Genomic DNA, 12,544 nt, shown 5'->3' on the forward strand with positions numbered 1-12,544 from the left:
ACAACCAGCCCACCTACCCGAAATCATCCTCACACTCGTAAGTTAACGGCATTGGCCCAAGACCCGCAGTGGCAAGATCATGCGGCGGGTCCTCCGGGCCCGCGAGCTGGGCGAAGATGAGGGCGACCTGTCCACCTTGGAGCCCGACCCGGACCAGAATCCGGGCACCGACGAACCAACCCAGGAGTCCCCCCATGACCGGTGAGCTGGCAACCGTAGACCCGGACACGGCACGCAGGTTGCTGCACCAGATGGTGCGTATCCGCCGGTTCGAGGAACGCTGTGTGGAGCTGTACTCGGCGGCGAAGATCCGGGGGTTCCTTCACCTGTACGTCGGTGAGGAAGCGGTCGCCACCGGGATCATCGACCAACTCCGCCCCGAGGACTCGATCGTGGCCACCTACCGGGACCACGGTCATGCGCTTGCCCGGGGGGTGTCGATGCGGTCGATCACCGCCGAGATGTTCGGCCGGCAGGAGGGCTGCAGCCGTGGCCGAGGCGGTTCCATGCACCTGTTCGACGCCGACACCAACTTCTACGGCGGTAATGCCATCGTGGCTGCCGGGCTGCCGGTGGCGGTGGGCCTTGCCCTCGCAGCGAAGCGCACCGGCTCGGAGGCCATCACCGCATGCTTCTTCGGCGAGGGTGCTGTGGCCGAGGGCGAGTTTCACGAGTCCCTCAACCTGGCGGCGCTGTGGAACCTACCGGTGCTGTTCTGCTGCGAGAACAACCTCTATGCCATGGGCACGCCCCTGGCGAGCTCGGAGTCGGACCCCGACATCGCACTGAAGGCCTCCAGCTACGGGATGGCGGCCTGGCCTGTGGACGGCATGGACGTGCTCGCGGTCCACCAGGCCGCAACCCGGGCGATGGCCACCGTGCGCGCCGACGGAGGGCCGGTGCTGTTGGAGCTGCGCACCTACCGCTTCCGTGCACATTCCATGTATGACCCCGAGCGCTACCGCGACCACGAGGAGGTGGAGCGTTGGCGTGAACGCGATCCCATCGACGCGCTGGTCAAGGTGCTGCGCGAACGCGGCGAAATGGACGACGACGCACTCACCGAGCTGGAGGCCGAGGTATCCGCCGAGATCGACGAGGCGGTGGCCTACGCCGAGGCGGGCACCCTCGAACCGGTCGAGGACCTGACCCGGTTTGTGTACTCCGAGGGTTCCACCGCAGCCCCCGCACGTCAGGGTGTCCGATGAGCGCCGTCACCTACCGCGAGGCGCTGCGAGAGGGCATGCGGACAGCGCTCGCCAACGACGAGCGGGTGTTTCTGATGGGCGAGGACGTGGGCCAATACGGCGGGTGCTTCGCAGTCAGCCTCGGCCTGTTGGAAGAGTTCGGAGCCGAACGGGTGCGCGACACGCCGCTGTCCGAATCTGCGTTTGTGGGTGCCGGCGTGGGGGCGGCCATGGCCGGGCAGCGCCCGATCGTGGAGATCATGACGGCCAACTTCAGCCTGCTGGCCCTCGACCAGATCCTCAACAACGCCGCCACCCTCTCGCACATGTCAGGCGGACAGTTCAACGTACCGCTGGTGATCCGCATGACCACCGGTGCCGGTCGCCAGCTCGCGGCCCAACACAGCCACAGTCTGGAGGCGTGGTACGCGCACATCCCCGGCCTGCGCGTCGTCACCCCGGCCACGGTGGCCGATGCAGCCGGGATGCTCCTCACAGCGCTCGAGGATCCCGATCCGGTGCTGATCTTCGAACACGCCGGCCTGTTCACACTGCCCGGTGAGCTGCCCGACGGGCCCACGCCGGTGGACCTGGACACAGCAATGTTGATGCGGGCAGGTGGAGATGTCACCGTCGTCACCCACGGAGCCGGGGTGCATACCTGCCTGGAGGCCGCCGAGTCGTTGGCTGACACCGCCGACCTCGAGGTGATCGACCTGAGGACGCTACGACCACTCGACGAGGTCACCGTGTTGGAGTCGGTGGGTCGCACCGGACGCCTGGTTGTGGTCGAGGAGGGCTGGCGCAGCGGAGGGATCGGCGCGGAGTTGGCGGCGCGGGTTGCAGAACACGCTTTCTGGGACCTGGACGCCCCGGTTGAGCGTGTGGCCACCGCCGAGGTTCCGATCCCCTATGCCAAGCACCTCGAAACGGCGGCGTTGCCATCGGTCGAGAACGTGATCGAGGCGGTGCGGCGGGTGACGAGGTGAGCGACTTCCTGATGCCCTCGTTGGGGGCCGACATGGAGGAGGGCACGATTGTGGAATGGCGTGTCAGCGTCGGCGATCGTGTCACCAGGGGTGACGTGGTGGCGGTGGTGAACACCGACAAGGCGGACCTCGACATGGAGGTGTTCACCACCGGCGTGGTGGAGGAACTGCTGGTCCCGGAGGGCGTCCGAACACCCGTGGGAACCCCGCTGGCCAGGATCGGATCCGGCGACGACGCAACGAACGCCGCTCAGGAAGCCATCGTTCCCACGGACGCTCCAACCGAACCGACACCGCAACCGGAGCCGACTCCCCGATCCACGCCGGCGCCGGAACCAACGTCTCGGCCCCAGCCGACGCCGCCATCCGAACCGGCCCACCGGCCGACCCCGGATCCGGTGCCGACGGGTGGGGTTGGTCGCCACCACGCTTCGGTGGTGCTGTCACCCCTGGTGCGACGCCTCGCCTACGACCTCGCTGTTGACCCCGGCCTCCTGCACGGCACGGGACCGGGGGGACGCATCACGCGCGACGACGTCGAGCGCGCCGGTCACCATCGCCACAGCGCAACGCCGCGCGCCCGTCGCCTCGCCCGGGAGCGTGACTTCAACCTCGACGGGGTCACGGGCACCGGCCCCCGGGGAGCGGTCCGGGCCGGCGACATCGAACGCCTCACCGCTCGACGCGCCTCAGCGGAACGCCCAACGCTCGCACCCACACCTGCACCGTCGGATGAGGACCGCCGGCGGGTGGCCCGGTCGGCCATCGCTCGCGTCATGGAGCGGGCCTGGCGCGAGATCCCCCACTACCGGCTCAGCTCCACCATCGATCTGGAGCCCGCGCTCGGTTGGCTGGAGGCGCTCAACGCGCAACGGCCGCCGCGAGAGCGGATTCTCCCCGCAGCCGCCCTGTTGCGTGCCACCGCCCTGGCGGCCACCGAGGTGCGCGAGCTGAACGGTTGGTGGACCGAGGACGCGGTCCGGCCCAGCGATGTGGTCGACCTCGGCACCGTGGTGTCGCTGCGCCAGGGCGGGGTCGTCACCCCCACCATCGCAGATGCCGCCGCTCTCGGCATCGACGAGACCATGGTTGCCCTCCGCCGCCTGGTCGCCGGAGCCCGCACCGGGGGGCTGCGCGGCTCCGACATGGGCGAGGCGTCGATCACCGTGACCAACCTGGGTGACCAGGGAGCCGATGAGGTGCACGGTGTGATCCGACCACCCCAGGTGGCGCTGGTCGGCTTCGGTCGGATCCGGTCACGTCCCTGGGTCGAAGGCAGCACCGTCGGCGCGCACCGCAGCGTGATCGTCACCCTGGCAGCGGACCATCGCGCCTCCGACGGACGCACCGGCAGTCGATTCCTGCACATGCTCGAACGTGCCCTGACAGACCCCGACCGGCTCGCCGGTCCTCCCAGCTAGGAGCCACGCCATGACCAGCGACGAAGCGCGCACCCTGATCGCCGACTGCCTCCGGGGCATCGCACCCGAGGTGGACCTCGACGAAGCCGATCCCGCGAGCACGATGGCCGACGAACTCGACCTCGACTCCATGGACCTGATCTCGCTGTACGAGGCCCTGCACGACCGCACAGGCCTGGACCTGCCAGAGTCCGACTACCAGCAGCTCGCCACCCTCCAGGGCGCAGTCGACTACCTGGTGGCCCGCACCTGAACCGGGGACTCCCGCGACGGCTCGCCGGCGTAACGATCGGTGAGCCGGGCGCCTTCACGACCACGCGATCCCGACCGACCAGAGACCTCAACCGCGCCGGCGCCAAGGCGCCATGAACGGCTATCGCAGGTTGGCAGCCATGGCGTGATACCCGCCGTCAACATGGAGGATCTCACCCGATATTGCGCGCGCCATGTCAGAGAACAGGAAACACACGGCGTCAGCCACCGGCCCGTTGTCGGTGGGATCCCATGCCAGCGGCGAACGCGCCTCCCATGCACCCGTCAGGCGCTCGAATTCCGGAATACCGCTCGCCGCCCGCGTGTGGAGCGGCCCGGCCGCCACCAGGTTGCTTCGTATCCCTTGAGGGCCCAGGTCTCGGGCCACGTAGCGGCTGGCCGACTCGAGTGCCGCCTTACACACACCCATCCAGTTGTAGACGGGCCATGCCCCAGCGGCGTCGAAGTCCAGCCCGACGAGCGACGCTCCTTCGTCGGGGGCCAGCCTGGAAACCAGCCCGGCGAGAGCCGAGTAGGAGTAGGTGGATGTGGCGAAGGCCCGGGCCACCGAATCGTTGTCGGCGTCCAGAAAGCCGCCCGCCAGTGCCGCCCTGGGAGCGAAGGCGACCCCATGAAGCGCTCCGTCGAGATGCCCCCAGCGACGTTCGAGCTCATCGCCCGCCCGTGCAAAATGCTCGGGCTGGGTGACGTCAAGGTCGAGCACATCTGTCGGACCGGGCAAGGTGCTCGCCGCCGCCTCCGTGCGCTCCCGGTCGCGCTCGAACGACGACAACACCACCTCCGCCCCGAGCTCCATCGCCCGATGTGCCACGGCATATCCGATCGAGTCTGCGTTCACCACGCCGGTGATCAGCAACCGCTTGTTGTCCAACATGCTCAGGCCCCATGCTCGCAATTCACCCGACTTTTCTGGCTCCTGTCGTTCGCGTGGGTTGAAATGACAGGGGTGTAGTGAGCGAAGCCGCTCCCTGTCTAGGTTTCGGGCTGTCTAGGTCCGAGAAAACAAGGAGCGGCTTCGGTGAAGAATCTATGGCATCGGGTGTTGGGGTTCGAGAACTCCGGCCGGCGGGTGGTGATCGAGTCCGTCGACTTCGATCCCGAGGCCGAGGAGATCGTCGCAACGGTCCGCCAGCGGCGTAACACCCGACGCCGGTGCGGGGTATGTGGCCGCCATTCGGCGGGCTATGACCGGGGCCGCAGCACCGGCCCTCGCCGGTGGCGGAGCCTGGATATGGGCACTGTTCAGGTGTTCATCGAAGCCGAAGCGTCGAGGGTGCGTTGCCGGACCCATGGGGTCGTGGCGTCGGAGGTGCCGTGGGCCCGGCACGGGTCGAGGTTCACCCGCGGGTTCGAGGACACGATCGGCTGGCTCGCTACAGCGACATCGAAAACGGCGGTGACCGAGTTGATGCGGGTCGGGTGGCGGACGGTTGGTGGGATTGTCGAGCGGATCCAGGTGGAGATCGACGGGCAGGTTGACCGGCTGGCGGGGCTCCGGCGGATCGGGATCGACGAGATCTCCTACAAGCGTGGCCACAAGTATCTGACGATCGTTGTCGACCATGACAGCGGACGCCTGTTGTGGGCGGCGGTCGGCCGTGACGAGGCGACCGTCACCCGGTTCTTTGAGCTGCTCGGCGAGGAACGCTGCGCCGAGATCACCCACGTGTCGGCTGACTCGGCCCGCTGGATCACCAACGCTGACACCGCCAAGTGTCCTCAGGCGGTCCAATGCGCGGACCCTTTTCATGTGGTGGCGTGGGCGACCGACGCCCTTGACGAGCTCCGCCGTGACACCTGGAACGACGCCCGCAAACTGGCCCGCAAAGAACCGAAACGCAAGCGGGGACGGCCACCAGCCGACGCTCCGCCACGACCCGGCAACGACCTCGTCAAGGGCCTGAAGGGTGCCCGCTATGCGCTGTTGAAGAACCCAGAAAATCTGACCGACAATCAGCGGGCCAAACTGGCGTGGGTCGCCAAGACCGACCCGAGACTCCACAGGGGCTACCTCCTCAAAGAAGCCCTCCGATTCTGTTTCAAAGTCAAGGGTCAAGCCGGGAAAGACGCGTTGGACCGGTGGCTGTCATGGGCCCAACGATGCCGGATCGACGCGTTCGTGAAACTCGGCCAGAAGATCCGCCGACACCGTGCTGCGATCAACGCGACACTCGACCACGGGCTCTCCAACGCGCTCATCGAGTCGACCAACACCAAGATCCGTGTGCTCACCCGAATGGCATACGGATTCAAAACACCAGAAGCACTGATCGCTCTCGCACTGCTCTCACTGGGCGGCTACCGGCCCGACCTCCCCGGCAGAACCCCCACCAAATGACCCACGCGAACGACAGGAGAGCCCTTTATATTGCTCGAAAACGACTTCGGCAGTTCACGTGCAACGCTCCTGACGACGTCAGCCTGGGGCACTGCACAACGTGGACCTGCGACGGCTTCTACACCTACCCGAACATGCCCCCAGCCCTCGACCGGGCCGCTTCCAGAAGCGGGCCCGTCACGCGACGGCGCAGGGTTCTCGCTCAGCCAATCCAGGTCGCTGCGTACAGAATGGCCAACCCGCCCAGCAGCGATGCGGTCGTCTCCAACTTGTCGCGCCCGGCGCGATGGGTCGCCAGTTCCGGGATCAGGTCGGCCGATGCGATGTAGATGAAGTTCCCCGCTGCGAACGGCAACAGGTAGGCCACGTCGACCACGTCGGCGCTGAAGTAGGCGACCACTCCGCCGATGAGGAAGGTGAGGGCGGACACGAAGTTCCACAACAGGGCGGATCGCTTCGTCCAACCCCCCTGGATGAGCACGCCAAAGTCGCCCAGTTCCTGGGGGATTTCGTGCGCCGCAGCAGCCAGCCAGGTCACCACGCCCACACGGATGTCGACGACGAACGCCGAGCCGACGGCCAGACCGCCGACGAGATTGTGAAGACCGTCGGCGACGAGCAACAGGAAGCCGAGCGGCTGGCGCTGTTCGTCGGGTCTGAAGTGGCAGTGGTGCCAGTGCAGCGCCTGCTCGAGCGCGAAGAACGAGACGAAGCCGGCGACCACCCAGACATAGACGGCCAGGTTGTTCCCGAGGGCGTCGATCGCGCTGGGAAGCATGTGGAAGAACGCGCCGCCGAGCAGCGAACCGGCTGCCAGGCCCACGATCGGCAACAGCACGCGGTCCAGCACCGGCTGCGGCAGCAACGCTGCCAACCCACCAACGAGAGCGATCGCACTCATCGCAACCCCACCCAAGATGATCCAACCAAGAGTCGACATCACACCCGCTTCTGCATCGGATCCACCCCCGAGGGCCCCTCGGCCCCAAGCGTTCGACCTTAGAGTTGTTGGTCACTTCCGAACGTCATGGATGCCGACGGGTCGGCCCCGAGACCCAGGGTTCAGGACTGAGGGATCACGGCCACGGGACACTCCGCGTGACGCATGACCTGTTGGGCCACGGACCCGAGCAGCACGCGAGAGAGGCCCCCTTGACCTTTCGAACCGACGACGACGAGGGAGGCGCCGCGCGACTCGTCGACCAGGGCCGATGCCCCGCTGGCACACACCGCCTGGACGCGCACCGTGACACCGGCGGCGTCCTGGGCTGTCATCTCCAGTTCAGCTTCGATCAGTTCTGACGCCGCTCTTCCAATCGCGTCGATTGGGGAAGCCATCCCGGGGAACGTCGCAGCGACGGTGGGTTCCATCCAGCCGTTCACTACAACGATCGGCAGGTTGCGAACCGATGCTTCGGTCAATGCCCATCGAAGAGCGTTTCTCGCCGAGCCCGAACCATCGACACCCACCACGATCCGGGGCTCGGTGTTGACCTCCGGACCGTCGGCCGTCGGACGAACCACCACCACTGGGCACGGCGCTCGGCCGGCGACCTTCACGCTGACCGAGCCGAGCCGCAAGCCAAGAAGGCCGCCCCGGCCCCGCGTCCCGACGACGAGAAGCTCGGCCCGTTCGGCTGAATCGACCAACGCAGTGTCGGGTTTGTCGACTACCGCCCTGATGGTCACATCGAGATCCTCGGGAACCCGGCTTTCGACCAGGCCCTCCAGCTGTCGCTGTGCACTCAGCTGAACGTCAACACCATCACCAGCCCCTCCGAACGCATGCGAGCGAGGCGTGTGGTCGCTCCACGCCCACATGACCTCCAGCTCGACCCGACGCAGTGCGGCTTCCTCGACCGCAAACCCGAGAGCGTTGAGCGATTCCTCTGAGTGGTCGACTCCGACAATGATGCGCGCCGTTCCGTTCATGACACGAGGATCGCAGGTTTGAACGAGCGAGGTGATCCGACCGGTGCCTTGAACGGGCGGGTACTCCGTAGGCTCGGGGCCATGGCCGACATGGATGCACATGAACCTTCAGGCACACTGACCGACAGGGAGATCGAGGACCTCCTGATGGCGCTGGACGACGAATACAAGGCACGCGCCACCTACCGACAGGTTCTCGCCGACTTTGGGGAGGTCCGCCCGTTCTCGAACATCGTGGAGGCCGAACAACGCCACATCGATGCGCTCCTTGTGCTGTTCGAGCGCTACGGGATCGAAGTCCCCGATGACCCCTGGCCGGGACAGGCGCCGCGCTTCTCCTCGATCGAGGACGCCTGCCAGGCCGGGGTCCAGGACGAGATCGACAACGCCGCACTGTACGACCGACTGCTGGCTGGGACCGAACGCGAGGATCTGCTGGCCACCTACCGAAACCTGCAACGCGCATCTCAGGAGAACCATCTCCCCGCTTTCGAGCGTCACGCCCAACCAGGCGAAAAAGGTGGCGGTGGTCGCGGCGGCCAGGGCCCTGGCGGCGAAGGGCCCGAAGGCCAAGGTCGCGGCGGCCAACGACGGCGCCGTCGCTCCGGCGAGCAGGGTCGCCCGTAGCTACCTAGGGTGGGCCCCCAACTCGGACAACTCGGAGCAGCCTCATGATCATCGAAGAAACCGTCATCCTCTCAGAGCCCTTTGATGAGGCCCTCACCAAGGTCAAGACCGCCCTCGCCGCCGTGGGCTTCGGGGTTCTGACCGAGATCGACCTCCAGGCAACCATGCGGGAGAAGATCGACAAGAGCATCCCTCGACACGTGATCCTGGGTGCATGTAACCCGGGCCTGGCCGGACGGGCGCTCGATGCCGACCCGACGATCGGCGTTCTGCTTCCCTGCAACGTCGTGGTGAGGGAGGCCGACGGTGGCGTCACGGTTGAGGCCCTCGACCCGGGCCTCATGTCATCGCTCACCGGCAAGGAAGAACTGGGGCCGGTCAGCGATGAGGCACGTCAGCTCCTCGGCGAGGCGCTCACCCAGCTGCAGTAGCCGCAGGTCACGGCAGCGGTAGCTCCGCTCCTTCGGTCAGCCCGGCTCAGGACGGGGGGCCGCATACGTTGTTGGTGAGGCGGACGATCGCTCGTCGAACTCCGGGTGCTCAGCGGCCGGCGAGCAGGGCCTTGACGTCGTCCGTTGAGGGGACCCGCCCAGCGAGGACGACCTCGTAGTCGATGACGAGTGCAGGGGTGGCCATCACTCCCCATGATGCGATTTCGGCGGGGGCGGTCACCTTCTCGAATTCGGCCTCGACGCCGAGTTCGGCGGCGGCGGTGCGCGCAGCGGCTTCGAGCTTGTCGCATTTGGTGCAACCGCTGCCGAGGATCTTGATGTCCATTTCATGACTCCTGTGCTGGTTCAAATGATCACGTTGAAGAGGTACCCGGTGACGATGAGGCCGGAAGCGACGACAGCGATGAAAGTGGCGATCAGCCTGGGTTGCAGTACCTGCCGCAACAGGATCATCTCGGGTAACGACAGCGCCACGACGCTCATCATGAACGCCAGGACGGTACCCATCGGCATGCCCTTGTCGTGCAACGCCTCGACCAGCGGCATGACACCTGCCGCGTTCGAGTAGAGCGGCACCCCGAGAGCCACCGCGATCGGCACCCCCAAGGGACCCGCAGCATGATCGGCAAACCATTGCTCCGGGACCCAGCCATGAATGATCGCGCCCACTCCGATACCCACCAGCAGGAACGGCCAGATCTTGCGCAGGATCGTCGCAACCTCCTCGCGTCCCATGGCGAGGCGGTCGTTCCAGGACAGACCCATCGACGGGTCGATCACCTTGCCGCGCAGCTTCGTCTCGAACACGAACGGCTCGACCCACCGTTCCATCCCCATCCGCCCGATCACCCACCCGGCGGTCGTAGCAATGACCAGTCCGGTGGCGATGTAGATGGCGGTGATCCGCCAGCCGAACAGGCCGTAGAGCATGACGATGGCGACCTCGTTCACCATCGGAGTCGCAATCAGGAAACTCATCGTCACCCCGAGCGGAACTCCAGCTGCGACAAACCCGATGAACGCCGGCACAGCCGAACACGAGCAGAACGGGGTCACCACCCCAAGCCCTGCGGCCGCCACATTGCCCACGCCCTCACGCCGACCGCCCAACAGCGCCCGGGTGCGTTCCACGGACATGAAGCTGCGGAGCACCGTGACCACGAAGATGATTCCGGCCAACAGCAGTGTGATCTTGGTGACGTCGTAGAAGAAGAAGTGGATCGACTCTCCCAGCCGACTTTCGCCTTCGAGTCCGACCACGTCGAACAGCAGCCAATCCCAGAACGGACGGTTCAGGCTGTACAGCGCCCACCACAACGCAACCGTCGCCGCCACCAGCAGCCACCGGCGCACCTCGGACGATGTAGGGGACGCTGGCGATGGCTGGGACGCTGGCGGCACATCGGTGGAGGTGCTCATCCGAGACTTCATTCCCCACAGTCGTTCATCGTCGTTCATCGTCGTTCGACGATACACGATGGACCGATCGGCAACAAGGACTTCTTCGGGTATCGTCGATGGGCGATGAGCAGACAGGCGACCACAACCGACGACGAGCTGGCCGCCATGGCCAAGGCGATCGGACACCCGGCACGCGTGCAGATCCTGAGAATGCTCGTCGCCAGAGACACCTGCGCCACGAGCGAGGTCGTCGACGGGCTGCCCCTCGCCCAGTCCACCGTCTCCGAGCACCTCCGTATCCTGCGCGAAGCAGGGCTCGTCCAGGGCGAGATCGACGGCCCCCGGACCCGCTACTGCGTCGACCCCAAGGGTCTCGCAGCGCTCAAGGCGGCCATCAGCTCCCTCTGAAACACCGCGCCAGGATGGCGTCGACCGGGGGCCCGACGGAGAAGTAGTGGGCGTGGCGTGCTCGATGCTCGCTGCGGTCGGCGGCGAGCATGGCCCGTTGATCGAGCAGGGAGTCCTGCTACGACGTCAGCTGACCGATCGCGCCAGATCCACTGCGTAGCGGGCGAGTGGCGCTAGGCGTCGGATCAGGTCGGCCCGGTCTGCTTCCCCAAGGCCGGGGCGATCAACCAGGATCGCCGAGAACGCCGATCGGACGGCTAGGTGGGTGGCCCATGCCAGACGCAGCTATTCCGATGGGGCGGGGTACCCCTCGTCGGCGAGGCCACCGCTGAACGCGTCGAGGATCGTCTCGGCGATCGCAGGGAGGTCGTCAGGTTCTGCAACACCGGAATCGAAGCGACCGGCCAGCAGCTGGCCAAGATCGCTCCCCACCGGGCCCAACGACCCGTAGCTCCAGTCGAAGGCAACAACAGTGCCGTCCCCCGGTTCGTGCAGGTTGGTCGGTGAGGCATCGCCGTGCGCCAGGCCATGAGGCAGCGCTTCGGCCCGGTCGAGCAGCGCAGGTGCCGCTCCGGCCAGCCACGCCAGACTCTCGCAACTTTGGATCGGCCGCCGTCACCTCCCGGACCGCAGGGTCGCCCCAGGTGGCATCGTCGGCCAGGAGCGGCAGATCGACGTTCATCATTTTGCCGTAAAAGAGATAATGCAGCGAGCGTCGGCCCAATCCCAGGTTGCGTTCCACCCGCGCCTCGGGCCAGCGGCCGATCATTCGACCCAGCCCACGAGCCGACCGACGGTATCGCTCAAGGTTCCAGGGCCCGCCTTCGTCGTCGACCTCTTCCAGCCAGAGGACCAGCCGGTCGTCGCAGGCACGATCGATGGCCAGCAGCTTGGGCAAGCGGATTCCCTCAGGCATGTCGCTCTCGAGGCCACATCCGTACACGCGTGGCTCGTCCAGCCAGTTGAGCTGTTCGAGCACGATGGCGTGGTGCTCGGGAGGTATGCACTCAACTACAGCGGTGACGCAGAAGCTTCCTTGACTATATTAGTCAACCTGTTTGACCAAGTGACGCTCCCCGACCATGTCTTTTCACGTCTCGACGGCCTCAACCGGCGAGCGGGACACGACATCCGGCCGCACCTCGACCTCACCATCGAGGGCATGCGGGGCACCTTCGGGGCCCTGCTTGGCATACTCCCGACCGATGGCGCCCGACCATCAGAGCTGGCCGAGGCGATGCGGATCTCCAAACAGGCCGTGGGTCAGCGGCTGGTCGAAATGGAGGCGCGGGGGTGGATCACCATCAACCCCGACCCCATCGACAAACGGGCCCGAATCGTGACCCGGACCCCAGCCGGCGACGAGATCAAGGCCATGAGTGAGCAGGCCATCGCCGCCATGGAACGCAACTGGGCCGACCAGGTCGGAGCCGACCGCTACCGAGTGTTCAAGGAGGTGCTAAACGAGTTGGCGCTCGGCTGAGCCACAGCCCCGTGCCCAAGAGGGCTACGCGTC

16 protein-coding genes are annotated in these 12,544 nt (G+C 66.4%); 10 read left to right on the forward strand and 6 right to left on the reverse strand.

What is annotated here, in order from left to right; all coding sequences use genetic code 11:
- Positions 1–79 precede the first annotated feature (79 nt).
- From PKD89_RS04155 to PKD89_RS04175, 5 genes are read left to right on the forward strand one after another with little or no spacing between them, the layout of a single operon-like run.
- Positions 80–205, forward strand: coding sequence for a hypothetical protein (locus PKD89_RS04155; protein ID WP_289012355.1), 126 nt, complete (start codon positions 80–82; stop codon positions 203–205).
- The gene (gene pdhA, locus PKD89_RS04160) at positions 195–1,208 is read left to right on the forward strand and encodes a pyruvate dehydrogenase (acetyl-transferring) E1 component subunit alpha (RefSeq protein ID WP_287390233.1); all 1,014 of its coding nucleotides are present in this window, start codon (positions 195–197) and stop codon (positions 1,206–1,208) included. The genes PKD89_RS04155 and pdhA overlap by 11 nt, the downstream gene beginning before the upstream one ends.
- Positions 1,205–2,176: an alpha-ketoacid dehydrogenase subunit beta gene (locus PKD89_RS04165; RefSeq protein WP_289012354.1), complete on the forward strand. Its 972-nt coding sequence runs from the start codon at positions 1,205–1,207 to the stop codon at positions 2,174–2,176. The genes pdhA and PKD89_RS04165 overlap by 4 nt, the downstream gene beginning before the upstream one ends.
- A complete protein-coding gene (locus tag PKD89_RS04170; protein ID WP_287390237.1) occupies positions 2,173–3,597 on the forward strand; it encodes a 2-oxo acid dehydrogenase subunit E2 in 1,425 nt (474 codons plus the stop codon). Before PKD89_RS04165 ends, PKD89_RS04170 begins: the two co-directional genes overlap by 4 nt.
- 10 nt (positions 3,598–3,607) lie before the next feature.
- On the forward strand, positions 3,608–3,850 hold the full coding sequence (locus tag PKD89_RS04175) for an acyl carrier protein (protein ID WP_287380288.1): 243 nt from the start codon (positions 3,608–3,610) through the stop codon (positions 3,848–3,850).
- Between the two features lie 120 nt (positions 3,851–3,970).
- Here PKD89_RS04175 and fabI read toward each other — a convergent pair whose 3' ends face one another.
- Entirely contained in the window at positions 3,971–4,744 is a 774-nt protein-coding gene (gene fabI, locus PKD89_RS04180; RefSeq protein ID WP_287390239.1) for an enoyl-ACP reductase FabI, read from the reverse strand.
- Between the two features lie 144 nt (positions 4,745–4,888).
- On the opposite strand from fabI, the gene PKD89_RS04185 reads away from it, so the two are divergent.
- A complete protein-coding gene (locus tag PKD89_RS04185; RefSeq protein ID WP_289012353.1) occupies positions 4,889–6,208 on the forward strand; it encodes an ISL3 family transposase in 1,320 nt (439 codons plus the stop codon).
- Between the two features lie 202 nt (positions 6,209–6,410).
- Here PKD89_RS04185 and PKD89_RS04190 read toward each other — a convergent pair whose 3' ends face one another.
- Both PKD89_RS04190 and PKD89_RS04195 read right to left on the reverse strand, forming a co-directional pair.
- Positions 6,411–7,109 carry a ZIP family metal transporter gene (locus tag PKD89_RS04190; protein WP_287390241.1) on the reverse strand — a complete coding sequence of 233 codons (699 nt, stop codon included), beginning with the start codon at positions 7,107–7,109 and terminating at the stop codon, positions 6,411–6,413.
- A gap of 161 nt (positions 7,110–7,270) precedes the next feature.
- Complete coding sequence (locus PKD89_RS04195) at positions 7,271–8,140, reverse strand: universal stress protein (protein ID WP_287390242.1); 870 nt, start codon at positions 8,138–8,140, stop codon at positions 7,271–7,273.
- An 81-nt stretch (positions 8,141–8,221) separates the two neighbouring features.
- Here PKD89_RS04195 and PKD89_RS04200 point away from each other — a divergent pair, with 81 nt between their 5' ends.
- Positions 8,222–8,767, forward strand: coding sequence for a ferritin-like domain-containing protein (locus PKD89_RS04200; RefSeq protein WP_287390243.1), 546 nt, complete (start codon positions 8,222–8,224; stop codon positions 8,765–8,767).
- A 44-nt stretch (positions 8,768–8,811) separates the two neighbouring features.
- Positions 8,812–9,198, forward strand: a complete 387-nt coding sequence (locus PKD89_RS04205) for a DUF302 domain-containing protein (RefSeq protein ID WP_287390244.1) — start codon at positions 8,812–8,814, stop codon at positions 9,196–9,198.
- Positions 9,199–9,307: 109 nt separating this feature from the next.
- On the opposite strand, the gene PKD89_RS04210 is transcribed toward PKD89_RS04205, so the two are convergent.
- Both PKD89_RS04210 and PKD89_RS04215 read right to left on the reverse strand, forming a co-directional pair.
- Positions 9,308–9,544 (reverse strand): thioredoxin family protein, encoded by a 237-nt coding sequence (locus PKD89_RS04210; RefSeq protein ID WP_287390245.1) that lies wholly within the window; start codon positions 9,542–9,544, stop codon positions 9,308–9,310.
- Between the two features lie 20 nt (positions 9,545–9,564).
- A complete protein-coding gene (locus PKD89_RS04215; RefSeq protein WP_425591229.1) occupies positions 9,565–10,638 on the reverse strand; it encodes a permease in 1,074 nt (357 codons plus the stop codon).
- Between the two features lie 105 nt (positions 10,639–10,743).
- On the opposite strand from PKD89_RS04215, the gene PKD89_RS04220 reads away from it, so the two are divergent.
- Entirely contained in the window at positions 10,744–11,028 is a 285-nt protein-coding gene (locus PKD89_RS04220; protein WP_287380275.1) for a metalloregulator ArsR/SmtB family transcription factor, read from the forward strand.
- Between the two features lie 285 nt (positions 11,029–11,313).
- Here PKD89_RS04220 and PKD89_RS04225 read toward each other — a convergent pair whose 3' ends face one another.
- Positions 11,314–11,634: a phosphotransferase gene (locus PKD89_RS04225; RefSeq protein WP_324332295.1), complete on the reverse strand. Its 321-nt coding sequence runs from the start codon at positions 11,632–11,634 to the stop codon at positions 11,314–11,316.
- A 460-nt stretch (positions 11,635–12,094) separates the two neighbouring features.
- Here PKD89_RS04225 and PKD89_RS04230 point away from each other — a divergent pair, with 460 nt between their 5' ends.
- Positions 12,095–12,511 (forward strand): MarR family winged helix-turn-helix transcriptional regulator, encoded by a 417-nt coding sequence (locus PKD89_RS04230; RefSeq protein WP_289012352.1) that lies wholly within the window; start codon positions 12,095–12,097, stop codon positions 12,509–12,511.
- Positions 12,512–12,544: the final 33 nt, after the last annotated feature.

This window comes from Candidatus Neomicrothrix sp. (assembly GCF_035329545.1).
GTDB lineage: Bacteria > Actinomycetota > Acidimicrobiia > Acidimicrobiales > Microtrichaceae > Microthrix > Microthrix subdominans.

Bases quoted from the DNA above. Each gene is read 5' to 3' on its own strand.
- pdhA (WP_287390233.1), top strand. From the start codon at position 195: ATGACCGGTGAGCTGGCAACCGTAGACCCGGACACGGCACGCAGGTTG.
- PKD89_RS04175 (WP_287380288.1), top strand. From the start codon at position 3,608: ATGACCAGCGACGAAGCGCGCACCCTGATCGCCGACTGCCTCCGGGGC.
- PKD89_RS04210 (WP_287390245.1), bottom strand. From the start codon at position 9,544: ATGGACATCAAGATCCTCGGCAGCGGTTGCACCAAATGCGACAAGCTC.
- PKD89_RS04165 (WP_289012354.1), top strand. From the start codon at position 1,205: ATGAGCGCCGTCACCTACCGCGAGGCGCTGCGAGAGGGCATGCGGACA.
- PKD89_RS04220 (WP_287380275.1), top strand. From the start codon at position 10,744: ATGAGCAGACAGGCGACCACAACCGACGACGAGCTGGCCGCCATGGCC.
- PKD89_RS04215 (WP_425591229.1), bottom strand. From the start codon at position 10,638: ATGAGCACCTCCACCGATGTGCCGCCAGCGTCCCAGCCATCGCCAGCG.
- PKD89_RS04190 (WP_287390241.1), bottom strand. From the start codon at position 7,109: ATGAGTGCGATCGCTCTCGTTGGTGGGTTGGCAGCGTTGCTGCCGCAG.
- PKD89_RS04155 (WP_289012355.1), top strand. From the start codon at position 80: ATGCGGCGGGTCCTCCGGGCCCGCGAGCTGGGCGAAGATGAGGGCGAC.
- fabI (WP_287390239.1), bottom strand. From the start codon at position 4,744: ATGTTGGACAACAAGCGGTTGCTGATCACCGGCGTGGTGAACGCAGAC.
- PKD89_RS04195 (WP_287390242.1), bottom strand. From the start codon at position 8,140: ATGAACGGAACGGCGCGCATCATTGTCGGAGTCGACCACTCAGAGGAA.
- PKD89_RS04205 (WP_287390244.1), top strand. From the start codon at position 8,812: ATGATCATCGAAGAAACCGTCATCCTCTCAGAGCCCTTTGATGAGGCC.
- PKD89_RS04200 (WP_287390243.1), top strand. From the start codon at position 8,222: ATGGCCGACATGGATGCACATGAACCTTCAGGCACACTGACCGACAGG.